Annotated in this window: 21 protein-coding genes; 6 read left to right on the top strand and 15 right to left on the bottom strand. The window is 55.7% G+C overall.

The window, feature by feature from the left end:
* The 7 genes from coaD to EoCCA6_RS11145 all read right to left on the bottom strand — a co-directional run bounded on the left by coaD (position 1) and on the right by EoCCA6_RS11145 (position 7,817).
* Positions 1-480, bottom strand: a complete 480-nt coding sequence (gene coaD, locus EoCCA6_RS11175) for a pantetheine-phosphate adenylyltransferase (RefSeq protein ID WP_152082713.1) — start codon at positions 478-480, stop codon at positions 1-3.
* 3 nt (positions 481-483) lie between these two features.
* Positions 484-1,254: a glycosyltransferase family 2 protein gene (locus tag EoCCA6_RS11170; protein WP_152082712.1), complete on the bottom strand. Its 771-nt coding sequence runs from the start codon at positions 1,252-1,254 to the stop codon at positions 484-486.
* On the bottom strand, positions 1,254-2,528 hold the full coding sequence (gene waaA / locus EoCCA6_RS11165) for a lipid IV(A) 3-deoxy-D-manno-octulosonic acid transferase (protein WP_152082711.1): 1,275 nt from the start codon (positions 2,526-2,528) through the stop codon (positions 1,254-1,256). Before waaA ends, EoCCA6_RS11170 begins: the two co-directional genes overlap by 1 nt.
* A gap of 156 nt (positions 2,529-2,684) precedes the next feature.
* Positions 2,685-4,319 carry a sulfatase-like hydrolase/transferase gene (locus EoCCA6_RS11160; RefSeq protein WP_152082710.1) on the bottom strand — a complete coding sequence of 545 codons (1,635 nt, stop codon included), beginning with the start codon at positions 4,317-4,319 and terminating at the stop codon, positions 2,685-2,687.
* Positions 4,320-4,337: 18 nt separating this feature from the next.
* Positions 4,338-5,309: a glycosyltransferase family protein gene (locus EoCCA6_RS11155; RefSeq protein ID WP_152082709.1), complete on the bottom strand. Its 972-nt coding sequence runs from the start codon at positions 5,307-5,309 to the stop codon at positions 4,338-4,340.
* 8 nt (positions 5,310-5,317) lie between these two features.
* Complete coding sequence (locus EoCCA6_RS11150; RefSeq protein ID WP_152082708.1) at positions 5,318-6,301, bottom strand: glycosyltransferase; 984 nt, start codon at positions 6,299-6,301, stop codon at positions 5,318-5,320.
* Positions 6,302-6,446: 145 nt separating this feature from the next.
* Positions 6,447-7,817, bottom strand: a complete 1,371-nt coding sequence (locus tag EoCCA6_RS11145) for an O-antigen ligase family protein (protein WP_152082707.1) — start codon at positions 7,815-7,817, stop codon at positions 6,447-6,449.
* Between the two features lie 230 nt (positions 7,818-8,047).
* Between EoCCA6_RS11145 and EoCCA6_RS11140 the strand changes: the two genes are divergently transcribed.
* Positions 8,048-9,151, top strand: a complete 1,104-nt coding sequence (locus tag EoCCA6_RS11140; RefSeq protein ID WP_152082706.1) for a glycosyltransferase family 4 protein — start codon at positions 8,048-8,050, stop codon at positions 9,149-9,151.
* Here the strand turns inward: EoCCA6_RS11140 and EoCCA6_RS11135 are convergent.
* The 5 genes from EoCCA6_RS11135 to rfaD are packed head-to-tail and all read right to left on the bottom strand — an operon-like array spanning position 9,130 to position 14,303.
* Entirely contained in the window at positions 9,130-10,239 is a 1,110-nt protein-coding gene (locus EoCCA6_RS11135) for a glycosyltransferase family 4 protein (RefSeq protein WP_152082705.1), read from the bottom strand. The two genes, EoCCA6_RS11140 and EoCCA6_RS11135, sit on opposite strands and share 22 nt — an antisense overlap.
* Positions 10,236-11,339, bottom strand: coding sequence for a putative lipopolysaccharide heptosyltransferase III (gene rfaQ / locus EoCCA6_RS11130; protein ID WP_152082704.1), 1,104 nt, complete (start codon positions 11,337-11,339; stop codon positions 10,236-10,238). The genes EoCCA6_RS11135 and rfaQ overlap by 4 nt, the downstream gene beginning before the upstream one ends.
* A complete protein-coding gene (rfaC, locus tag EoCCA6_RS11125; RefSeq protein WP_152082703.1) occupies positions 11,332-12,318 on the bottom strand; it encodes a lipopolysaccharide heptosyltransferase RfaC in 987 nt (328 codons plus the stop codon). The genes rfaQ and rfaC overlap by 8 nt, the downstream gene beginning before the upstream one ends.
* Positions 12,319-12,321: 3 nt before the next feature.
* Positions 12,322-13,368 (bottom strand): ADP-heptose--LPS heptosyltransferase RfaF, encoded by a 1,047-nt coding sequence (gene rfaF / locus EoCCA6_RS11120; protein ID WP_152082702.1) that lies wholly within the window; start codon positions 13,366-13,368, stop codon positions 12,322-12,324.
* A 2-nt stretch (positions 13,369-13,370) separates the two neighbouring features.
* Entirely contained in the window at positions 13,371-14,303 is a 933-nt protein-coding gene (gene rfaD / locus EoCCA6_RS11115; RefSeq protein WP_152082701.1) for an ADP-glyceromanno-heptose 6-epimerase, read from the bottom strand.
* 215 nt (positions 14,304-14,518) lie between these two features.
* Here rfaD and kbl point away from each other — a divergent pair, with 215 nt between their 5' ends.
* From kbl to EoCCA6_RS11100, 3 genes are all read left to right on the top strand, one after another.
* Positions 14,519-15,715: a glycine C-acetyltransferase gene (gene kbl, locus EoCCA6_RS11110; protein WP_152082700.1), complete on the top strand. Its 1,197-nt coding sequence runs from the start codon at positions 14,519-14,521 to the stop codon at positions 15,713-15,715.
* Between the two features lie 9 nt (positions 15,716-15,724).
* Positions 15,725-16,750 carry an L-threonine 3-dehydrogenase gene (gene tdh, locus EoCCA6_RS11105; RefSeq protein WP_152082699.1) on the top strand — a complete coding sequence of 342 codons (1,026 nt, stop codon included), beginning with the start codon at positions 15,725-15,727 and terminating at the stop codon, positions 16,748-16,750.
* Positions 16,751-16,891: 141 nt separating this feature from the next.
* The gene (locus EoCCA6_RS11100; protein ID WP_152082698.1) at positions 16,892-17,692 is read left to right on the top strand and encodes a glycosyltransferase family 2 protein; all 801 of its coding nucleotides are present in this window, start codon (positions 16,892-16,894) and stop codon (positions 17,690-17,692) included.
* A gap of 11 nt (positions 17,693-17,703) precedes the next feature.
* Here the strand turns inward: EoCCA6_RS11100 and EoCCA6_RS11095 are convergent, their stop codons facing one another.
* From EoCCA6_RS11095 to gpmM, 3 genes are read right to left on the bottom strand one after another with little or no spacing between them, the layout of a single operon-like run.
* Entirely contained in the window at positions 17,704-18,636 is a 933-nt protein-coding gene (locus EoCCA6_RS11095; protein ID WP_152082697.1) for a divergent polysaccharide deacetylase family protein, read from the bottom strand.
* A 3-nt stretch (positions 18,637-18,639) separates the two neighbouring features.
* On the bottom strand, positions 18,640-19,899 hold the full coding sequence (envC, locus tag EoCCA6_RS11090; RefSeq protein ID WP_232623281.1) for a murein hydrolase activator EnvC: 1,260 nt from the start codon (positions 19,897-19,899) through the stop codon (positions 18,640-18,642).
* Positions 19,900-19,932: 33 nt separating this feature from the next.
* Positions 19,933-21,477 carry a 2,3-bisphosphoglycerate-independent phosphoglycerate mutase gene (gpmM, locus tag EoCCA6_RS11085; RefSeq protein ID WP_152082695.1) on the bottom strand — a complete coding sequence of 515 codons (1,545 nt, stop codon included), beginning with the start codon at positions 21,475-21,477 and terminating at the stop codon, positions 19,933-19,935.
* Between the two features lie 249 nt (positions 21,478-21,726).
* On the opposite strand from gpmM, the gene EoCCA6_RS11080 reads away from it, so the two are divergent.
* Both EoCCA6_RS11080 and grxC read left to right on the top strand, forming a co-directional pair.
* Complete coding sequence (locus EoCCA6_RS11080; protein ID WP_152082694.1) at positions 21,727-22,158, top strand: rhodanese-like domain-containing protein; 432 nt, start codon at positions 21,727-21,729, stop codon at positions 22,156-22,158.
* Between the two features lie 11 nt (positions 22,159-22,169).
* Complete coding sequence (grxC, locus tag EoCCA6_RS11075) at positions 22,170-22,421, top strand: glutaredoxin 3 (RefSeq protein ID WP_010426371.1); 252 nt, start codon at positions 22,170-22,172, stop codon at positions 22,419-22,421.
* Positions 22,422-22,424: the final 3 nt, after the last annotated feature.

The following is a 22,424-nucleotide window of genomic DNA, read 5'->3' as shown; positions in this document are numbered from 1 at the left end:
CTACTTCAACTTTTCCATCAACGCCTGGTGAACGTTCACCGGCAGGAAATGGGTGACGTCCCCGTGATGACGCGCCACCTCTTTCACCAGCGTTGAGGAGATAAACGACCACTCTTTTGACGGCATCAGGAAAACGCTCTCCAGCTCCGGCATCAGATGGCGGTTCATGTGCGCCAGCTGCATCTCATACTCGAAGTCAGCAACGGCACGCAAACCGCGGATCAGGATATTGGCCTGCTGAGCGCGGGCAAAATTAGCCATCAGGTCGCTGAACCCCATCACCTCAACGTTCGGCAGATGCGCAATGGCGTCGGTGGCAAGCTGAACGCGCTCATTAAGATCGAACATCGGCTTCTTACTGGGGCTGGCGGCAATCGCCAGGATCACCTTGTCGAACATGCACGCCGCCCGCGTGATGATATCAAGATGACCGTTGGTGATCGGATCGAATGTACCCGGATAAATCGCTTTTGTGCTCATGGCTCACGTTTTCTCTGAGTAGCCGCGGCAGAGCGCCCACAGCTCGGTGTATTTGTTGAAAGTATACTGGGCATTCACCACCGCCAGTAACCAGCCCTGTTTACCGTCCAGCACGCCACCACGCAGCAGCAACGTTTTCAGAAACGCCCCCAGTGTGTGGGTGAAAATACCGGCCAGCGTAGCCTTCTTGCCGCGCTGGTGGCGTTCCTGCGCCCATGCGGTGGCATAGTTGAGCTGTTTACGCTGGAAGCTGGCGAAATCGCGGCAGGTCAGGTGCAGCAGATCGCCCGTCAGGGGGAGCACCTGAGCGTTATCGCAGGCCAGCGACTCATGGACCAGATTGTCGTTGTACTGATAGCGCTCGCGCTCATACAGACGCATTACGCGGTCAGGATACCAGCCGCTGTGGCGCATAAAACGGCCGAGGAAGTAATTACGGCGCGCAATGCTGTAGACCGCGCCGGGCTGAGGTGCGGCGAGCACGGTCTGAATGGCGTGCTGGAGTTCCGGCGTGATGCGCTCGTCAGTGTCGATCATCAGCACGTAATCACCGGTGGCATAGCGTTGCGCGCGCTGGCGCTGGACGCCATAACCCTGCCAGTCGGTATCGGTATAAACCTTTGCGCCTGCTGCACGGGCAACGTCCAGGGTGTTGTCCGTACTGCCGGAATCAAGCAGGACAATTTCGTCAGCCCAGGCGACAGAAGCCAGGCAATCCGGAAGCAGGTCGGCGGCGTTTTTGGCGATCATCACGACCGACAGACGCGTTGACATTAGTGGCTCCGCTGAGGCAGATAAGGTTGCAGAAGTTGCAGCAGACGGGTCAGTGCGCCCTGGTTCTGATGCAGCACTTCGACGGCATGGCGACCATACCACAGACGGTAATCTTCGTCGGTCAGGAGGGTTGATACCTCTTTCACCACGGAGTCCGCGTCGGTCACGGTAATTAAACCGTCGGCTTGCTGCAATTTAGCGCAGATATCTTTGAAGTTAAACGTGTGTGGACCCATTAAGACCGGAATGGCATGGGCGGCTGGCTCCAGCGGGTTATGGCCGCCGCGCTCCACCAGGCTACCGCCGACAAAGGCCAGGTCGGCAATCCCGTACAACAGCATTAGCTCGCCCATCGTATCGCCAATCACCACCTGGGTGCTGCCGGAAGGGATCTCACCGCTGCTGCGCAGGGTGAAGCTAAAACCGCCTTTCTGCACCATTTCGCGGGCATCTTTAAAACGCTCCGGATGGCGGGGAACCAGGATCAGCAGTAAATCCGGGAATGTCTCCAGCAGCTTACGGTGAGCCTGCAGGATGATCTCTTCTTCACCGTCATGGGTGCTGGTCGCAATCCAGACCTGACGGCGGGGTGCCCACTGGCGACGCAGCGTTACCGCGCGGGCGGCGAGTTCAGGCGTAACGGAGATATCAAACTTCAGGCTTCCCGTCACTGCAAGCTGGTTTCGCTTCAGGCCCAGCGAGACAAAGCGCGCTGCATCTTCTTCATTCTGCGCGGCAATCAGCGTGATCTGGCTGAGCAGACGGCGCATAAATTTACCCAGCTTGCCGTAGCCTTTCGCCGAGCGCTCGGACAGGCGGGCGTTGGCAATCACCAGCGGGATTTTTCGGGCATGCAGGGCGGAAATCATATTCGGCCACAGTTCGGTCTCCATCACGATCACCAGTTTTGGGCGAACGGTATTCAGGAAACGGTTCATGGCGCAGGGAAGATCGTAAGGCAGATAAACGTGATGCACATCTTTACCGAACGCGGACATAACGCGCTCAGAGCCGGTTGGCGTCATGGTGGTGACGGTAATCGGCAAAGATGGATAGCGGTGGCGCAGCGCGCGAACCAGCGGGATCGCCGCCAGCGTTTCACCAACAGAAACGGAATGCAGCAAAATACCGTCCGGTGCGACTTTATTACGGCAGTAGCCATAGCGTTCAGCCCAGCGTTTACGGTACGCAGGCGCTTTACGGCTACGAAGCAACAGTCGCAGCCACACCAGTGGCTGAATGATGTAGAGCAGGGCGGTATACAACAATTCCAAGCGATTATCCGTTTTTTTAGTTTCGGCGGGCAAATTCTAAGCATTTGGGCCGTTTAAAGCTATCTCTTTGGTGTTTTTAGGCGTCCATTTGACTGCGTTACGTTCATTCGTGGATAAAAAAACGGGCAATTGCTTGCCCGTTTATCGCCTTGCTGATTAACGTTCCGCTTCGGGAAGCGCATTCAGATGGTAGGTGACGCGCTCTGAAAGGCCGCGGATATCGCCGCCCGTAATGAAGAAGCTGTCATCTTTCTGGTTAGGATTGCTGACGTCATAGCCCAGCATTTTGTTGATTAGCGTCGCGACCTGATAATGGTTGAGCGGTATCTGCGGGCTAATGGCCTTCATGGTGTACGCCGGGTCGTTACTGAAGTACAGGAACGGCACCTGGGCAATCGGCATTTCCACCACGGAGTGACCGAACAGGCCATTATCACCTACGCGTTCGCCGTGGTCTGAAGTGATAAACACCAGCACCGGCAGTCTGGATTTTGCCATCGCCGTGCGGATAGCGGATGCCAGCTCTTTGTCGTACAGGCGGACCGCATCGTCATACTCATTCTTCTTCTGCGCTACGTCATCGCTCAGGCGCGGCGTAGAGAATTTGGCAAAGCCCTGCGGGATATTACGCTCGTATGGGATATGTGGCGCGCGGCTGTTCAGCACCATCAGGAACGGTTTGTTCCAGTCCAGCGTGGCTTTTTCTACGGATGGCGTCAGCACAACGTCAGCGCCCACTTCTGGTGCCGGACGGATCTGCGTATCTTCCCACAGATCGATGTCATGGATACCAATCCAGTTGCTCAGCCCCTCCAGCCCCTGAGCGGAGATAAAGGCGGTCTGATAACCCTGCTTCTTCGCATTGGCGAAGATATTGGTGGATTTTGATTTGTAAGCACCGTAGTTATCCGGCTCGCGCAGATTATTCACCAGCATCGGAATCGCCACGCGGGTAGACACTGCGTTGGAGACAATCAGGCGGCCAGTGCCCTGATACTCCTGCAGCAACGCGTTCAGTTCAGGTGTGGTATCACGTTCGTAACCCAGTGCGCTGACGTGGTGCGGGTTAAGGCTCTCACCAATCGCCAGAATAATGGAATATTTGCCCGCCTGAGTTCCCTCGATCGGTTTGACCTGATAAGGCTCGTAGTGGGTCAGATTTTGGTTCTCACCGGATATCGCCTCCGGGATGAGGCGAATGGCGCTAAAACTCATCGCGGACAGACCATTACGCAGCAGCGAGTGGCGCAGATCCGGGTTGAATTTGTACATTTGCCCGTCGATGGCTTTATAAAACTGGCCGACAAACATCACCACGATGGCCAGCAGGCACGGTATCGCCAGCCATTTATGCCATTGCGGTGCCAGACGACGGGTAAAGACCAGCGCAAACACGACAGCCACAATCATAATGGCGAAATAGATGCCCAGCGATCCCAGGCTATCGGTGATGCCGCTGGCAATGTCTTTCGTTTCGACAAATGCCAGCCAGACTTCACTCGGGCCATAAAACTGACCGTAAAACTGGTAGTAGACCGCTTCAGAAATCTGAACGATGAACGTCACGGCCAGGAGCAAACGGGTCAGGAAGAAGCGGGCGCTGGCCGCGGCCAGCAGGGAGATGATCAGATACAGCGAGATATCCCCGGCTTTCGGCTGGTAGACGTGGTCTTTCAGCAGAATGATGATTTCGGATAGCGAAAACAGCAGCAGGAACGCCAGCGTCAGCCCCACGGTGCGCAGTAAATTGCGACGCGGGGAAAATGAGAATGGTGCAGATGTCTTGAACATGGAAGGACTCAATTCCGATCAGAACTTTTTAGTCAGCGGACGAATGGCTTTACCAAAGCCAAAGCGCAGTGCGCGAACTACCGTAGGGCGATTGTGCAATCCTTTACGCCAGATGTCCTCAAACAGGCGATACCACCGGGCGGCAACCGCTTCGCGGGAATAGACCTGTAAACGTTTGTCACCCTGCTCACGCATCTGGCGATACAGTTCAGGGTTATTTTTCAGACGCATGATGGCCTCGAAGGCTTCGTCCGGATTTTTGGCGATCAGGTAATCCAGTTCGCTTTCGCGGATCGCGCGGTAAGAAGGTTCATCGTCGCAAACCATCACCGTCTTACCCAGCCAGTTATTAATGAGCTTACTGGCTGGTTTACGGGCCAGTTTGTGATCGTGCGATTTACGGAAGCTGATACACACGTCCACATCCTGGTAATGGGTCCAGTTATCAAACGAAATGCGCAGTTCGATGCCTTGCTCGGCGAGGCGCTGCCTGAAGTTGCCTTCGCGATACTCGTCCGGGAAACTGTCCACACGGCCAAAGAAGGCGACGGTTTTGATCGTCTCATCGGTGCGTTCGCGCGGCTTCACACCCGGCTGTGGCCAGTAGGGAACGAAGATACGGTTGCTGTGATTATCCACTTCCGGGTTCTGGTCAACGACAACGTCGGCACCAATCACTGGCGGACGGTCTGCACGGGCGACGACGGTTACACCGCGCCACGGTTTAACGCGTGAGCCAAAGTCGTCGTTATGCATCAGGTTAATAGCGTCGGGCCTGCACTCGGAACCAAAGGAGCACTCGATATCGTCGCCATAGTAATGTTTCAGCGCCAGCGTGGTCTGGAACGTCCAGCCGCCGCGACCGCCACAGTAAAAACGCTCCGGGATATCGTCCGGGTTGATGCGGTTATCCAGCAGGGTCTGAAAATCTGCGTAGTTTTTAGCGATGAAATCCGCGCGGGAAACCGCGTGTAATTTGAGTTTGCTCATAATATCCGTTAGCCGAGAATTTTTTTAAGACGGAAGTAGCGACGCCCCAGACGCCACCGCTGGCGCAAACCGCGCGCGTTTTGCCAAATCATGGTCCAGATACCGCGATCAAAAAGCTCACGGGTGATCTCGCGTTTTTTCGCCATATCGTCAATGTTGTTAATGCTGTGCAGTATTCCCAGACCCTCTTTGGCGATTTGCCAGTGGCACGCCGGTACGCGTTTCACCTGCTCCGGATAGCGCTTGTTGATGGCATCCAGCATCTCCAGAATCTTCATGTAATGGCGGGAGGAGCGCATACGCGTGTCGTCCGTGCCGGGGGTATGGGAGACGGACGCGGAGTGGATCAGGTAATCGTAATAGACTTCATCGACATACTGCACGCGCTTAGCCGTCAGCAGCACTTCGGTTGTCCATGGAATATCCTGATGACGCAGGCCGTGCTCAAAGCGAAAGCCCTGCGCTTTGATAAAAGCGTGGCGATAAATATTCAGCCAGGTCACATGCAGAAACTTACGTGATTCCAGCGCCATCTGCAGCCAGGTTGGGCCATCCAGCACGCCGGTTGAGGCGAGTTTGTCAGACGGGAAAATCTTTTTCGATGGGCGTCCATCATCGTAAATATACGTGCCGTTACAGGTTGCGACGTCCAGTTGCCCCGCAAGCGCAATTTCCAGCAAACGCGGGTACATGCCAGGGTAGATAACATCATCAATATCGGGAAACGCAACATACTCGCCCGTGGCTACGGCAAGGCCGGTATTACGGGCTGCTGAGACACCGCCATTTGCCTGATCGATGATTTTAAAATCACTGAATTCACTGGCGTAGCGGGAGATAATTTCTGCGGAGCCGTCGGTAGAACCGTCATTGACAATAATCAGTTCCAGGCTCGGCAGATTCTGTTTCTTAATGCTGTCAAAAAAAGCGCTCAGGAAACTTTCACCATTATATACGGCGACAACGAGGCTTAATTGAGGCGTTCCAGACATGCTTACTCCGTAATATAACGCGGTGAGGCGTGGTCAACGTTCTCTACAGTAACGTGCAATGGCATTTCGACAGCCGACAGGCAAAAGAGTTCTGACGGATAACGATGCGCCGATGCTTATTATCATCGGCGCAATGGTTACGCAATCAGGCGGTTGCTTCTTTAGGTTGAGCGGGGCGTAACGCGCACATTCCAACAAGTAACCCGGTCAGGAGCATGTATTGCTCCAGGTAGTGATCTTTCAGGTTGTGGTCGACCATGGTTCGGGAGAAGAAACCGATGGTAAACAACAGCAGGAACATGCCCACCATCGTATTGCCATGGCGAAACTCGCGCCAGCCGATATACCAGCAACCCGCCAGCAGGATTAGCCAGCCTGCAATGCCCGCGATCCCGTTCTGAATACCAAACTCAATCAGACCATAGTGGCTATGCGGGATGTTAATACGTTTATCCTGCGTATCACGGCGCAGCACGTAGCGGAAGGCTTCTTTACGCGGCCCCATTCCCGCCGGGTGCTCACCGACCAGCTTCCAGCCCTGGTGGAAGAAACTGGCGCGACAGCCATTGGAGTGGTTCATCGGACGACCCAGGTCGTTACGCGGGACGATACCGTGAGGTTTGATGTAACAAAAACTGTTAAACGGCGCGTTCCAGCCCGTGACCGCATCATCTTCCAGGCTTTGCCAGCGGGGATCGGTTTTCCAGGAGGCATATCCCAGCAGCGCAGACGCGATAATAATCCCCAGCAGGATACCCCCGGTCAGCACCACGCGGCTGCGGCGCATATTATGCATGCTGAGCAGAATAAAAGTAGAGAAGAGGCTGCCGACAAGACCGATGGTGCCCCAGCGGGTATCCACTAAGGCCGTGCAGACAAGGTTGCACAGAAGCATAAACGCGAGGAACGGTGTGTTCAGGCGTAAGAAACGCTGATGAAGCAGGCCGCGAGCCAACAGTTCAGCGAGCAGGAAGCCGGTAATCATGTTGATCTGGAAGCTCATGCGCGTGCGGTTATAGACAATCCGCGTTTCACCCCAGTGGATCACGCCGTCGCGCCAGTAAAGCCAGGCGCTGTCGAGCAAATGGATGCAGACGACGCCCCAGAAAAAGAGAACGATTAACGTAAAGAAGCGGGCGGCGGATATAGACGGATAGCGATCCTGAATGGCCGGTAATAACACCAGACCTGCACAGAAAAGTAATACCGGGCGTAGCCACTGACCATCCCAGGTCGACACCATTTCTTTTATATCAGGGGCAACAAAAAAGCCGTTAATCAGGATAAAGAAAGTTAATACCCACAGCACAATGAGAACGAACTTAATTTTGTTTAAGTTCAGCGCCTTTTTCGCCGCCGGAGAGCTAAAAAAAAGACCGAGTGCGACCACAATATTCGGGTAAATCAGTCCATTGCGGTGAAAGGGAAGCTGGTCATTAGGGATTGGCCAGATAAAACATAAAGCCAGTACAGACAGTACTAAAAGGCCTGTCAGGATGTTACGAGTATTTGTCATAGTTTTGGTACTGGTTAAGAATTTCGGCGTCTATACCGGTTAGTTAACAATGCTGTGCGTAAATTCCACTGGTTTTCGACGGAATAAAAGCCTGAGAAAATTACCACAGATGCCATAACTACAGAAGGGTAATGTTTGTAAGCAAGATTAATCCGTTTGTGCATTACCTCGGTTGCAACGTATATAATCGGCCAATCGGGCAGATATCCCGGTTCAACGACAGGAAATGTATGCATATTGTTCACACCGAAGCAGACGGTGGCAAAGGCGGGCAGCCTCTGCGCATTATTAACGAATCATCAGGGATGATTCAGCGTGGTCATCAGGTCACCATTCTTTGCCCGGAAACCGCACCGTTGCACGCGCTGGCGCGTGCCGCGGGATTAACTGTCATCACGATGCCGCTTAAGCGGAAGAATCTAAAAAATCTGAAAATGCTGCGTCACTGGTTGAGCGATAACCGTCAATCGATTGATGTTATCAATAGCCACAACTCAGCGGATACCTGGCTGGTGGCACTGGCGAATCTGACGCTTTCTGACCCCGTTCCACTGGTACGCACCCGTCATGCGTCGGGCGTGCCGCGTAATAACTGGACCACACGCTGGCTGTTCCGTAAGGCTTGCTCGCATATCGTGACCACCGGCGAAGCGCTGCGCCATCAGGTGGCGAACATTGGTGTGCCGATGTCCCAGAGTACCTCCGTGCCAAGCGGTGTGGATACGCAGCGTTTCCACCCAGGCGACAAGCACGAAGCGCGTGTGCATTGCGGGCTATCGCAGGAAGATTTCTGGCTTGGCGTGGTGTCGCATCTTCGCCCCAACAAGGGCCACAGCGTATTGCTGCGCGCCCTGGCGGCGATAGATAACCCGCAGATCAAGCTGGCAATTGTGGGTGAAGGCCCGCATAAAGCGACGCTGGAGCAGGAAATTGTGGCGCTGGGTTTACAGCAGCGCGTGGTAATGGCGGGACATCAGAGCGATCCGGAGCGCTGGTTCCCGGCGTTTGATATTGCGCTCAGCCCGTCTCACGATATGGAAGGCGTGCCGCAGGGGGTGCTGCAATCATTAGCTTCACGTATCGCCACCATTGCCACCGATGCAGGTGGGACGGGTGATGCCATCATTGACGGTCAGACGGGTATTTTGATCGCGCAGCGCGATGAAAACGCACTGCGTGATGCGATTGTGAAACTCTACAACGATGCCGCCCTTCGTGAGACGCTGGCGCAGCAGGGTTATGACTACCTGAGCACCCACTTTACCCGCGAATGTATGCTGGACGCGATGGAGAAGGTCTTTTCCGACGCGGCTCAGCGTAACAGGTCGCGATAAAGCGCCTGCAACTCTTTGGCCATTCGGTCCAGGGTGTAGGGCTCGGCCGTCGCACGTGCGGCGGCTGAATAATTAACGCCCTCTTCACGGCCTTTCAGCCAGTGCGCGATGGCCTGCTGATAGCCCACGCTATCCAGCGCATCGCACACCCAGCCGTTTTGACCTTCGGTGATCCACTCCGCCGCACCGCAGCCGTGGCTGGTGAGCAGAGGCAAACCGCAGGCCAGCGCTTCCACGCAGACGTTCGGGAAGGGATCGTAAAGCGTGGGGAGAATCAGTGCATCCGCGGTGCCGTATACCTCACGCACGTTGGCAACCGGTCCCAGGAAGCGCACGCGTGATGCCACACCCAGCGTTTGGGCCAGTTTTTCGAACTTACGCGCATGTTTATCGCGCCCGGCCACCAGCAGCCAGACGTCAGGATGCGGCACGATGGCGCGTAGCGCGGTGGCGACACCTTTACGGCTGAAACCCGATCCGACATACGCCAGCACCGGAGCCGTGGCCGGAATACCAAAAACATCACGCTGAGAAAGCGCACGTACATCCGGGCTAAACTGCGCCGTATCCACACCGTTGTAGATCACCGTCAACTTGTCATCCGACAGGGCAAAACGACGGGCGATATCATCGCGCACCATCTTCGAATTGCAGATCACCTTGCGCAACTGCGGATGGGTAAACATCTGCGCCTCGGCCTGCAAAATATAGCGATGATAGCGGCTCAGCGACTGCGCCCAGCGCGCCAGCGGCGACAGAATACGACCATACTGCTCAAGCCAGGTGGCGTGCACGCCATCGCCTGCGCGGAAGATGGTCGCACCCGGAATGCGTTCGTGGCTTTGTACAATGTCGAACTGCGGGAAATGCGAGGCTGCTTCCACCGCAAACCCGGATTCACGGGCGATGCGGTTACGAAACGGCGGGTTCACCGTCAGCGTTTTCCAGCCGGAAGCGTCTTCCCACTGGCGGGCAATTAGCGTTACATCCAGTGACGTATCCTGCGCCAGTACGTTCAGCGCGCGGGAGACGAAACGCTCCGCGCCGCCGTTAGGGTTGTAGGTCTGTCGGACTATCGCCAGCTTCATGCAGAGGTTTCCAGGAGCATCGTATCGATGGCGCTCAGCACCTGCTGCGGTGTGATTGCGGTGATACAGTCGGAAACACCGCTATCGCCGCAGCCCGCTTTACCGCAAGGCTGGCAGGTGAATCCGGCAACGATCACGCGATAGTTCACCCCCCACGGTGCCCACTTGATGGCTCCCGTTGGGCCAAAGATGGCGACGGTCGGCGTACCGACGGCGCTCGCGAGGTGCATCGGCATGGAATCCACGCCAAAGTAAACACGCGCATGTTTCATCAGCGCACCAAGTTCTTTCAGGTTCAGCTGCCCGCTTAAATCAAACACGGGCTGGGTGAGCGCGGCGCGCAGCTCATCCATGTACGCCTTCTCTTCTTTTGACGGTGCAGCAGAGAGAATAATCGGCAGGCCGCGAGCCGCCAGGTTATCAATAGTTGCCGCCAGCTTGTTGATATCCCAGGCTTTAAACATCCAGCGCGAGGTCGGATGCACCAGAATATAGGATTTACTCTGTAGCCCAAACCCGGCCAGTTTCTCCGCGACAGAGGCTTCTGCCGCATCGCCTGGCACGAACAGGGTGTGTTTATCTTCATCGGACTGCGGGTGAATACCGATCCGGCGCAGGGCGTCCAGGTTCACCTCTACCATATGGCGGCTGTTATCCTGAATCGCCGGGTAGAGCGTAGTGAACGATTTCACCCAGCGACGACGCGCCAGGCCGCCGCGTTTATCCGGCTTAAAGCCGACGGAGACGCGCGGTTTCAGGCGACGCGCCAGGCGTGCACCGTGCCAGTGTTCAGTCAGGTTAATCAGTACATCGTAATGGCGGCCTTTCAGCGTATTCAGCAGCGCACGGTAGAGGCGGAATTGCGCGAACCAGCCCTTTTTGCGCCAGTTGCGACCAATGGTGTGCACCTGGTCGATATGCGGGTGGTTGGTCAGCATCGCCTGCGTGTCGTCATAGACCAGCGCGTCGACTTCAACGTTCGGCCAGTTCTTTTTCAGCACGGTAAACACCGGCGAGGTCAGCAGGACATCTCCGTGGTGACGCAGTTTAATAATCAGCACGCGCTTTGGTGGGCGCTCCGCTGAGAAAAAATCAGACATAGGCTCTCTCTGCTGCCAGCAAAGGCTCTAATTGCGCAAATACCGTAGTGGCGTTGAGATCGCTCAACTGCGGTGAATGTTTCGGGCGGCAGATATATTGATTTTTTCCGTAGCCGCCGATAAGGCCCGGATCGGTCGGGCCGTAAAGCGTAATATTAGGGCGATCCAGCGCCGCTGTCAGGTGGCTTAGCCCCGTATCAACGGAGACCACCGCCGTTGCGCCAGCCAGCGCTTGCGCCACGCCGTCGAGTTTCATGCGCGGCAGCACATCCACATAATCAAACCCTTCGGCCAGACGTTTTGCCCGCGCTTCTTCGTGCGGTGCGCCCCACGGCAGTTTAATGCGCAGCCCGGCGTTGCCCAACAGGCCGATCAACTCACGCCAGTGTGCTTCCGGCCAGTGCTTGTCATCACGGGTCGTTGCATGAAGGAAAATCAGATAAGGCGAGCTTTCCTGCGGCGAACCGTGCAAGAAATGCTGCGAAATGGCGTAATCGCCCTGCGTCTCAGGCTTTTCATAACCGAGGCTTTTTGCAAACAGCTCGCGGGTGCGTTCCACTGCGTGCTGCTGCTTAGCGATGTGGTGGCGGCGGTTGTAAAACAGGCTTGCCAGCGGTTCGCGGGCGGTTTGCCAGTCCATGCCGTGTTTGACGCCGTGCGCCAGACGCGTCACCAGCGCCGCGCTTTTTACCAGCCCTTGCGCATCGATGATGGCATCGTAACGTTGAGCCTGCACCGCATCACGAAAGGCTTTGCGCTCGGCTTTAATGGGGGCGGAGAACCACGCTTTACGCCAGCGGCGGATCGCCACCGGGATCACGCGGTCGACCGCTGCATGCCAGGTGGGGATCTGCGCGAAGCCTTCTTCCACCACCCAGTCAAAACGAATGCCGGGAATGGCCTGCATCGCGTCCGTCAGCGACGGCAGCGTATGCAGAACATCACCCATGGAAGAGGTTTTAACGATCAATACCCGCATCCGTTATCCTTCTTCCTTCAACAGCAGATCGTTGAGTTCTTCCAGAACGCGTTGCGGTGTAATGTCGATCAGGCTTTGGTGGTAGCCCTCCGCTGCATCGCCTTTACGCACTTTGTGGTAGCCGCTAATCAGGCGGATCACGCGCGCTTTATGCGACAGCGGGGGGGTGAAGTCCGGGCTGCTTGGGCCATACAGCGCTACCAGTGGGCGGTCCAGCGCGGCGGCGACGTGCATCAAACCGGAGTCATTAGTGACCACGGCTTTACAGGCGGCAAGCAGAATAACCGCCTGCTCCAGCTGCGTTTCGCCGGCCAGATTGCGACACCAGGCCTGCTGTTCGTTGCTCAGTGTGGTGAGAATTTCGTTGCCAGCCTCGTGGTCTTTTGCCGAGCCGAAAAGCACCACCTGGTAGCCTTCGTCGATCAGCTGTTTCGCCAGTTCCGCGTAGTGATAGTGCGGCCAGCGCTTTGCCGGGCCGAATTCTGCGCCGGGGCAGAACCCGATGATTGGGCGTTCGGACGAAATACCAAACGCGTTACAGGTCTGGGATTTTTCACCCTCATGCACCTGTAGCTGCGGCCACAGCAGCGGCTGCGGCAGGTCTTTCGCGCTGCGCATCACGCCTTTGTCGTAGGCCAGCGCGACATAACGCTCGACCATCAGCGGCCAGGCGTCTTTATCCAGCACGCGCGCGTCGTTCAGCAGGCCATAACGCATTTCCCCCCGCCAGCCGGTGCGATGCGGCACGCCTGCAAAGAAGGGCACTAAGGCCGATTTAAAGGAGTTAGGCAGGACATACGCGCGGTCGTAGCGCTTCTCGCGCAGACTATGGCCGAGCTTGCGGCGTTCGCCGATTTCCAGCGCCCCGTGGCCGAGCGGCATCGGGATCGCCTCGTTGACTTCCGGCATACGCGACAACAACGGACGGCACCATGCAGGTGCCATCACGTCGATTATCGCCTGGGGATAGCGCGCCTTGAGCGTGCGATAGAGACTTTGCGACATCATCATGTCGCCCACCCATGACGGGCCGATCACCAGAATTTTCATACTTACGCGTCGCGGTTCAGCCAGGCCATGTATTCCGTTACGCCTTCGGCAACGGTCTTGAACGGTTTGTCGTAACCCGCTGCGCGCAGGTTGGTCAGATCCGCCTGGGTAAACGCCTGGTAGCGACCTTTCAGTTTATCCGGGAACGGAATGTACTCGATGCTGCCTTTCTTGTGGTACGCCAGCGTTGCGTCAGCCACCGCCTGGAAGGATTCCGCGCGGCCCGTGCCCAGGTTGAAGATACCGGACACGCCGTTTTCCCAGAACCACAGGTTTACGGCGGCTACGTCGCCCACATAAACGAAGTCACGCTTGAAGCCATCGCTGCCTTCAAACAGTTTTGGGCTTTCGCCATTATTCAGCTGGGTGTTCAGGTGGAACGCTACGCTCGCCATGCTGCCTTTGTGGCCTTCGCGCGGCCCGTAGACGTTGAAGTAGCGGAAGCCGACAATCTGGGAGTTCGCTTCTGGCAGGATCTGACGCACATACTCGTCGAACAGGAATTTGGAGTAACCGTAGACGTTCAGCGGCTGCTCATATTCGCGGGATTCGATGAAGTCAGAGGTGCGTCCGCCGTAGGTTGCCGCAGAAGAGGCGTACAGGAACGGAATTTCACGCTCCAGGCAGTAGTGCAGGATCTCTTTGGAGTACTGATAGTTGTTGTCCATCATGTACTTGCCGTCCCACTCGGTGGTGGAGGAGCATGCACCTTCGTGGAAGATGGCTTCGATCTCGCCGAACTCTTCACCTGCCATAATCTGGATAAGGAAGTCTTCTTTATCCATGTAGTCAGCAATGTTCAGATCCACCAGGTTGACGAACTTGGTGCCGTCTTTCAGGTTGTCCACCACCAGAATGTCGGTGATGTCTTTGTCATTGAGAGCCTTAACAATATTGCTGCCGATAAAGCCCGCGCCGCCGGTAACGATGATCATAACTGTAACCTTTGAAGTGTGGAGTCCGGGGACAATCCCGGACGCTAATGTTTCTATCATATCATTAGTATGGCTGCCCTTCAGCCATTCACCGATATGCAGCAGGGGTACACGTGATTTATGCTGCAAAAACGACAAGAGATAATGTGTCATCTCGTCATGAAGTATAGGTTTGGGTAATATGTGCCGAAATTTGCCGAGTCTGGAGAATTGCAATGCGTGGTGATTTTTACAAACAGTTAAACAGCGACCTCGATACCGCACGTGCGGAAGGGTTGTTCAAAGAAGAGCGTATTATCACGTCTGCCCAGCAGGCGGACATCACCGTTGCCGACGGCAGCCATGTGATCAACTTTTGTGCGAACAACTATTTAGGTCTGGCGAATCACCCTGATCTGATTGCCGCGGCGAAAAACGGCATGGACACCCACGGCTTCGGTATGGCCTCCGTGCGCTTTATCTGCGGGACGCAGGACAGCCACAAACAGCTTGAGCAAAAGCTGGCGAACTTCCTTGGGATGGAAGACGCAATTCTGTACTCCTCCTGCTTCGACGCTAACGGCGGTCTGTTTGAGACGCTACTTGGCGCAGAAGATGCAATTATCTCCGACGCCCTCAACCACGCCTCCATCATCGACGGCGTTCGTCTGTGCAAAGCGAAGCGTTTCCGCTACGCCAACAACGACATGGTTGAGCTGGAGGCACGCCTGAAAGAGGCGCGCGAAGCCGGTGCTCGCCACGTGCTGATCGCTACCGACGGCGTGTTCTCTATGGATGGTGTGATCGCCAACCTGAAGGGCGTATGTGACCTGGCAGACAAATACGACGCGCTGGTAATGGTTGATGACTCTCACGCGGTGGGTTTCGTTGGCGAAAACGGCCGTGGTTCGCATGAATACTGTGACGTTATGGGCCGCGTGGACATCATCACCGGTACGCTGGGCAAAGCGCTCGGCGGCGCGTCTGGCGGCTATACCGCCGCGCGTAAAGAGGTGGTTGAGTGGCTGCGTCAGCGCTCCCGCCCGTATCTGTTCTCCAACTCCCTCGCACCGGCGATTGTTGCCGCCTCCATTAAAGTGCTGGAGATGGTGGAAGCAGGCAGCGAGCTGCGCGACCGTCTGTGGTCTAACGCCCGTCTGTTCCGTGAGAAAATGAGCGCAGCAGGCTTTACTCTGGCCGGTGCTGACCACGCGATTATTCCGGTGATGCTGGGTGATGCAGTGGTGGCGCAAAACTTTGCCCGTGAACTGCAGAAAGAAGGGATTTACGTCACCGGATTCTTCTTCCCGGTGGTGCCAAAAGGTCAGGCGCGTATCCGCACCCAGATGTCTGCGGCGCACTCGCCTGAACAAATTGAACGTGCGGTGGAAGCCTTTACCCGCATCGGCAAACAGCTGGGCGTAATTGCCTGAGGACGTGTGATGAAAGCGTTATCCAAACTGAAAGCGGAAGAAGGGATTTGGATGACCGACGTGCCGGAGCCGGAAGTCGGTCATAACGATCTGCTGATCAAAATTCGTAAAACAGCCATCTGTGGTACTGACGTTCACATCTACAACTGGGACCAGTGGTCGCAGAAAACCATCCCTGTGCCGATGGTTGTGGGCCACGAATATGTCGGCGAAGTGGTCGGGATCGGCCAGGAAGTGAAAGGCTTTAAAATTGGTGACCGCGTCTCCGGTGAAGGCCACATTACCTGCGGCCACTGCCGTAACTGTCGTGGTGGACGTACTCACCTGTGCCGCAATACCGTCGGTGTGGGCGTAAACCGTCCGGGCTGCTTCGCGGAATATCTGGTGATCCCGGCGTTCAACGCGTTCAAAATCCCGGACAATATCTCTGACGATCTGGCCTCCATCTTCGACCCGTTCGGCAACGCGGTGCACACCGCGCTCTCCTTCGATCTGGTGGGTGAAGACGTGCTGGTCTCTGGCGCAGGCCCAATCGGTATTATGGCGGCGGCAGTCGCGAAACACGTGGGCGCGCGCAACGTCGTGATCACCGACGTGAACGAATACCGCCTGTCTCTGGCGCGCAAAATGGGCGTCACCCGCGCGGTGGATGTCTCCAAAGAGAGCTTAACCGACGTGATGGAAGAGCTGGGCATGACCGAAGGCTTTGACGTCGGTCTGGAGATGTCTGGCGCACCACCGGCTTTCCGCACCATGCTCGATACCATGAATCACGGTGGCCGTATCGCGATGCTGGGTATTCCACCGTCGGATATGTCCATCGACTGGAACAAAGTCATCTTTAAAGGTCTCTTCATCAAAGGCATCTATGGCCGTGAGATGTTCGAAACCTGGTACAAAATGGCCGCGCTGATCCAGTCTGGTCTGGATCTGTCTCCGATCATTACTCATCATTTCTCTATTGATGAGTTCCAGCAGGGCTTCGACGCGATGCGTTCCGGGCAGTCCGGAAAAGTTATCCTGAGCTGGGATTAAGTAAGGAAGCGCCTTCGGGCGCTTTTTTTATGTCCTCTTCACGTTTTTTTATCCGCAATCAGATTATTTCGATTTTCTCTTCGCTTTTTTACCCACACGCTTATAAAGTTTGTTGAACATCCGTTTACGTTTACAGTGCCTATGTTCAAGCTCACCGTTTGTTTATTGACCTGTAATTCCGCTCGTTTGCTGCGTGAGGTGCTCCCTCCGCTACTGACCGTGGCCGATGAAATTGTGGTTGTGGATTCCGGCAGTACGGATGCCACGCTTGATATCTGCCGCGAGTATGGGCTTTCTCTTCACCATCACCCTTATGCGATGCACGGCGCGCAGATGAACTATGCCATCGATCTGGCGGCAAATGACTGGGTGCTCTGCATGGACAGCGATGAGATCCTGGATGCAGAAACCGTCGATTTCATCCTGGCGCTAAAAGCCGGTGAGGAGCCTGCCGCGGACCACGCATGGCGTATCGCGCGCTACTGGCACGTGTTGGGGGAAGAGGTTCGCACGATTTATCCCGTCTCTTCACCGGATTTCCCTGTACGGCTGTTCAACCGTACCCAGGCCCGGTTTAACCACCGACCGGTAGATGACAAAGTTGAAGGCAAACTCAGCACCGTCAAAATGCCGGGGCGGGTGCGTCACGACACGTTTTACACTCTCCATGAAGTCTTCAACAAGCTGAACAGCTACACCACCCGGCTGGTGAAATATCAACCTGTACGCCCCTCTATCGGACGTGGTGTGATAAGCGCGATCGGGGCGTTTTTCAAATGGTATCTGTTTAGCGGTGCCTGGCGTCAGGGGAAAGTGGGTGTTGTGACAGGGCTGTACGCCACTGCATACAGCTTCTTAAAATATTTCAAAGCCTGGTATCAACATCAGGAGAAAAAAGAGTCCGTTGCTAAAGAGCATTCGGACTCTCATGTGGCGGAGTAAACGTCAGCCGATCAGGCTTTCTTACCCCAGCCCTGCCACTGCTGCTGAACATATTTCACCAGCGTGCTTTCACTGACGCTCTCACCAATCACCGAGAAGAAACGGGCCGCGTTGACCGGCTCAAGCGGCTGCTTCGGCTTGCAGCTCTTCACACCACGGAACGGGTTGCGCGGTGCAGGAGAGGCTGGTTGCCCCTGGTTCGGCGTGGACGTATCCACCTGCGGTTCATTAAGCAGATCGCTCGGGCGGACCAGCGTGATATCGGAAGGTAAGGTCGGCAACATCTGTTGCAGGACGCGCACTGTTGAAGGATGCGGGTGACCAATAGCAATGGCTGATCCATTTCGGCGGGCCAACTGCACGGCGCGATTGAACTGTACGCGGATATCCGCGTCGTTCTGGGTGTCGTCCAGGAACACCTTGCGCTTGATGACCTTCACGCCTGTTCCCTGAGCGGCACGCATGGCCTGGCTGTTACCGATGGTCATGCTGTCGAGGAAATAGAGATTATAACGCTCCAGCGCCTGCATCACTTTCAGCATACCGTACAGGCTGGAGGTCATCGCGCTGCCCATGTGATTATTCAGCCCCACGGCATACGGCACCTTGTTGTAAGCGTCGCGGATGATACGGTCGATCTCATCGCTGCTCATATCCGGGCGCAGGGTGTCTTTTTCCAGCGGTTGCTTGCTGAGCGGTGCCATCGGCAGGTGGATTAAAACCTGATGACCGCTATTGTGTGCTTTTGTCGCCATTTCACGCGCATGGGGTGCATTAGGAAGGACGGCGACGGAAATGGCTGACGGCATGGCCAGCACCTGGTTTTCGTAGTGTGGACGATAACCGAAGTCATCAATCACAATGGCGAGTTTGCCTGCGTATACCGGTGCAGCCAGCGCCAGTGCGCTGGCGACGGAGAGAACGATTCGACGAAATTGAAGCAAAACTTATCTTCCCAACCACGGCTGTGGATTGACCGCCTGACCCTGGCGACGAATTTCGAAATAGAGTGACGGGCGGCCCTGACCGCCACTGCTGCCCACAAGGGCGATGGGTTGGCCCGCGCGCACCTGAGTGCCGACGCTGACCAGCGCGCTCTGGTTATAACCGTAGAGGCTCATATCGCCTTTACCGTGTTCGACCACCACCACAAGCCCATAACCCTGCAGCCAGTCGGCCAGGATCACGCGGCCATCGGCAATGGCTTTCACTTCGCTACCTTCAGACGCACCGATAACTATCCCTTTCCAACGTAGTTCACCCTGCAGTTGTTCGCCATAGCGATGCAGAATTGAACCGCGAACGGGCCAGTAAGCCTGACCACGCGGAGAGCCTAAACCGCCAGTACGCGACATCAGGGAACGTTCGCTCTCGGTTGGCTTGTAGGTGGTGCCTTTGCGGGAGGCTTCCTGCTGCTTATTGCGCACGGCCTGCGCTTCACGCGCTTCTCTTTCAGCGCGGGCTTTCGCCGCCGCTTCCGCACGGGCAATACTGTTGCGCAGTTTCGATTCGTTGGCGCGCATTTCGCTCAACTGGCTCTGACCTTCCTGAATGGAAGATTCAAGGCCAGAAAGGGTTTTCTTACGCTCGTTACGTGCCTGCTCGAGCTTCGCCTGCTGCGCCTGCTGCTCGTAGAGCAATGTCTGCTGCTGGCTCTGCTTCTCTTCAAGCTCCGCTTTTTGCGTAGTGACCTCTTCGCGCGTTTGCTTCAGCTGCGCGATCGTCTCCTGACGCGCCTGGTTCAGATAGCCGAAGTAGGCCTGCAGACGCTGACCGCGCTGGCTCTCTTCACCGCTGAGGATCAACTGAAGCCCGGTGTGTTCACCCTGGCGAAAAGCGGCATCAAGCTGTGCAGCAAGATTGCGTTCCTGCGCATCCCGCTGGCGCTCCAGTTTGGCAATCGACGCGTTCATCTCGTCGATCTGTTTATTCAACTGGGCGAGGGTATTTTGTGTTTCACGGAGTTTGCGCGCGGCGGCAGAGATCGCCTCTTCCTGCTGCTTAAGCTGAGCGAGCAGTGCGGAGCGCTGCTGTTGCTGCTGGCGAACCGCGCGCTCTTTGGCGGCGATATCGGCCTGAATGGATTTAAGCTGGTCGCGGTCATCCGCGTGGGCGGACGCGGCGCACAGCAATACGCCAGCGCTGAGTGCGCTGGCGTAAAACAGAGGTCTGACTGATAACCTAAGCGGCTTCACGACCCATGTGATTGAAAAAATCGCCTTTCCCCTCATGGGGAGCGATTATTCCACGATGAACAGCGGCTTACCAGTCATCTCTTCAGGGATCGGCATACCCATCAGCGTCAACATGGTTGGCGCGATGTCGGAAAGTTTGCCGCCTTCCACTGCTTTCACTGATTTATCACCCACATAAATCAGTGGAACAGGCAGATTGGTGTGGGCAGTATGTGCCTGACCTGTCGCCGGGTCACGCATCTGTTCTGCGTTACCGTGGTCGGCGGTGATCAGCAACTGGCCGCCAACGGATTCAACCGCTTTCGCGACCTGCTCAACGCAGTTATCCAGCGCTTCAACCGCTTTAACCGCGGCTTCCATCACGCCGGTATGACCTACCATGTCGCCATTCGGGTAGTTACAGATGATGGTGTCGTATTTGCCACTTTCGATCGCCGCAACCAGTTTTTCGGTCAGCTCGGCAGAGCTCATTTCTGGCTGCAGATCGTAGGTAGCCACTTTCGGAGAATTAATCAGAATGCGCTCTTCACCTTTGAACGGCTCTTCGACACCGCCGTTAAAGAAGAAGGTGACGTGCGCGTATTTCTCGGTTTCGGAGATACGCAGCTGCGTTTTGTCGTTCTTCGCCATCCACTCACCGAAGGTATTTTCCAGTGACGCTGGCGGATAAGCGCAAGGCGCGTTGATGTCTGCGGCGTATTCGGTCAACTGGATGAAGTCGAGTTTCACCGCTTTCTTACGGGCGAAACCGTCGAAGTCGCTGTTGACGAACGCACGGGTGATTTCACGCGCGCGGTCGGCACGGAAGTTCATGAAGATCAGCGCATCGCCATCTTCCATAGCGGCATCCGCCTGGCCTTCAGCGCGGATTACAGTTGCTTTCACGAATTCGTCGTTTTCATCACGTGCGTAAGCCGCTTCCAGCGCGTCAACGGCGGTCGCGAACTGGAATTCACCTTTTGCCAGCGTCAGCAGGTCATAGGCCTGTTCAACGCGATCCCAGCGGTTATCGCGGTCCATCGCGTAGTAACGACCAATGATGGACGCCACGCGGCCTTTACCCAGTGCGGCGAATTTGTCTTCGAAGGCTTTCAGAGAACCTTCTGCGCTGCGCGGTGGCGTATCGCGGCCATCCAGGAACGCGTGCAGATAGATTTTATCCGCGCCGCGTTCTGCTGCCAGTTCAACCATCGCCATGATGTGATCTTCGTGGCTGTGAACGCCGCCCGCAGAGAGCAGACCCATGATGTGTACGGCTTTGCCTGCGGCAACGGCTTTATCCACCGCACCTGCAAGCGTTGGGTTGGAGAAGAAGGTGCGTTCTTTGATTTCAACGTCCAGACGCGTCAGATCCTGATAGACGATACGACCTGCGCCCAGGTTCACGTGACCGACTTCAGAGTTGCCCATCTGACGATCCGGCAGGCCGACTTCCAGACCAGACGCATCAATCAGGGTGTGCGGACGTTTTGCCCACAGCGCATCCATAACCGGAGTTTTGGCGTTGAAAATGGCGTTATCCTGGCTGTCTTCGCGATAGCCATAGCCATCCAGAATCACCAGTACCATAGGTTTTTTAGAAACCGACATTGCGACAACCTCATGCTCAAGAGACAAAAAATTTGCGTAATTTTACTACAGCTGAATCGATCAAATAGCCGCAGAAGATCAAAGAATGCGTAGGGGCAAGGCGGTTCTCAGGAGATTTTGAGGCTTTTTTTTTCGTGGCATGCCGCAGAAAATGGATTAGCTTATTGTCGCTGGCTGTATTTGCCACAGCGCACAGGTATACTCCTGTCTTGGTTTTTTTAATCACTTAGTCGGGAGTTGTTACCCCCCATGCAAGAAATTATGCAATTTGTTAGCCGCCACCCGGTTCTGAGCATCGCGTGGATTGGCCTGCTGGCCGCTGTGCTTTTCACCACGTTTAAAGGCCTGACGTCTAAAATTAAGGTGATCACCCGTGGTGAAGCGACACGTCTGATCAACAAAGAAGACGCCGTCGTCGTCGATTTGCGTCAGCGCGACGATTTCCGTAAAGGTCATATCGCGGGTGCGATCAACCTGCTGCCTGCTGAAATCAAAGCCAACAATATTGGTGAGCTGGATAAGCATAAAGCCCAGCCGATTATTGTTGTTGATGGTACCGGCATGCAGGCGCAGGAATCTGCCAACGCTCTGCATAAAGCAGGCTTTGAAAACGTAACGATACTGAAAGAAGGCATTTCCGGCTGGAGCGGGGAAAATCTTCCTTTAGTTCGCGGAAAATAAGGAGTTCAGTGATGGCCAATATTGAGATCTACACCAAAGCAACTTGCCCGTTCTGCCACCGCGCAAAAGCGCTGCTGAACAGCAAAGGCGTAACGTTCCAGGAACTGCCGATCGATGGTGACGCGATCAAACGCGAAGAGATGATCCAACGTAGTGGTCGCACGACGGTTCCGCAGATTTTTATTGATGCGCAGCACATTGGCGGCTGTGATGACTTGTATGCGCTCGACGCCCGTGGTGGACTCGATCCCCTGCTGAGCTAAGAG

The sequence above is a fragment of the Enterobacter oligotrophicus genome, from assembly GCF_009176645.1.
Taxonomy (GTDB): domain Bacteria; phylum Pseudomonadota; class Gammaproteobacteria; order Enterobacterales; family Enterobacteriaceae; genus Enterobacter; species Enterobacter oligotrophicus.
This window is presented reverse-complemented; position numbering and strand designations above follow the sequence as displayed.

Bases quoted from the DNA above. Each gene is read 5' to 3' on its own strand.
- EoCCA6_RS11170 (WP_152082712.1), bottom strand. From the start codon at position 1,254: ATGTCAACGCGTCTGTCGGTCGTGATGATCGCCAAAAACGCCGCCGAC.
- EoCCA6_RS11155 (WP_152082709.1), bottom strand. From the start codon at position 5,309: ATGAGCAAACTCAAATTACACGCGGTTTCCCGCGCGGATTTCATCGCT.
- EoCCA6_RS11135 (WP_152082705.1), bottom strand. From the start codon at position 10,239: ATGAAGCTGGCGATAGTCCGACAGACCTACAACCCTAACGGCGGCGCG.
- rfaC (WP_152082703.1), bottom strand. From the start codon at position 12,318: ATGCGGGTATTGATCGTTAAAACCTCTTCCATGGGTGATGTTCTGCAT.
- EoCCA6_RS11160 (WP_152082710.1), bottom strand. From the start codon at position 4,319: ATGTTCAAGACATCTGCACCATTCTCATTTTCCCCGCGTCGCAATTTA.
- gpmM (WP_152082695.1), bottom strand. From the start codon at position 21,477: ATGTCGGTTTCTAAAAAACCTATGGTACTGGTGATTCTGGATGGCTAT.
- EoCCA6_RS11150 (WP_152082708.1), bottom strand. From the start codon at position 6,301: ATGTCTGGAACGCCTCAATTAAGCCTCGTTGTCGCCGTATATAATGGT.
- kbl (WP_152082700.1), top strand. From the start codon at position 14,519: ATGCGTGGTGATTTTTACAAACAGTTAAACAGCGACCTCGATACCGCA.
- tdh (WP_152082699.1), top strand. From the start codon at position 15,725: ATGAAAGCGTTATCCAAACTGAAAGCGGAAGAAGGGATTTGGATGACC.
- rfaF (WP_152082702.1), bottom strand. From the start codon at position 13,368: ATGAAAATTCTGGTGATCGGCCCGTCATGGGTGGGCGACATGATGATG.
- EoCCA6_RS11080 (WP_152082694.1), top strand. From the start codon at position 21,727: ATGCAAGAAATTATGCAATTTGTTAGCCGCCACCCGGTTCTGAGCATC.
- rfaQ (WP_152082704.1), bottom strand. From the start codon at position 11,339: ATGTCTGATTTTTTCTCAGCGGAGCGCCCACCAAAGCGCGTGCTGATT.
- grxC (WP_010426371.1), top strand. From the start codon at position 22,170: ATGGCCAATATTGAGATCTACACCAAAGCAACTTGCCCGTTCTGCCAC.
- EoCCA6_RS11100 (WP_152082698.1), top strand. From the start codon at position 16,892: ATGTTCAAGCTCACCGTTTGTTTATTGACCTGTAATTCCGCTCGTTTG.
- rfaD (WP_152082701.1), bottom strand. From the start codon at position 14,303: ATGATCATCGTTACCGGCGGCGCGGGCTTTATCGGCAGCAATATTGTT.
- EoCCA6_RS11140 (WP_152082706.1), top strand. From the start codon at position 8,048: ATGCATATTGTTCACACCGAAGCAGACGGTGGCAAAGGCGGGCAGCCT.
- coaD (WP_152082713.1), bottom strand. From the start codon at position 480: ATGAGCACAAAAGCGATTTATCCGGGTACATTCGATCCGATCACCAAC.
- EoCCA6_RS11145 (WP_152082707.1), bottom strand. From the start codon at position 7,817: ATGACAAATACTCGTAACATCCTGACAGGCCTTTTAGTACTGTCTGTA.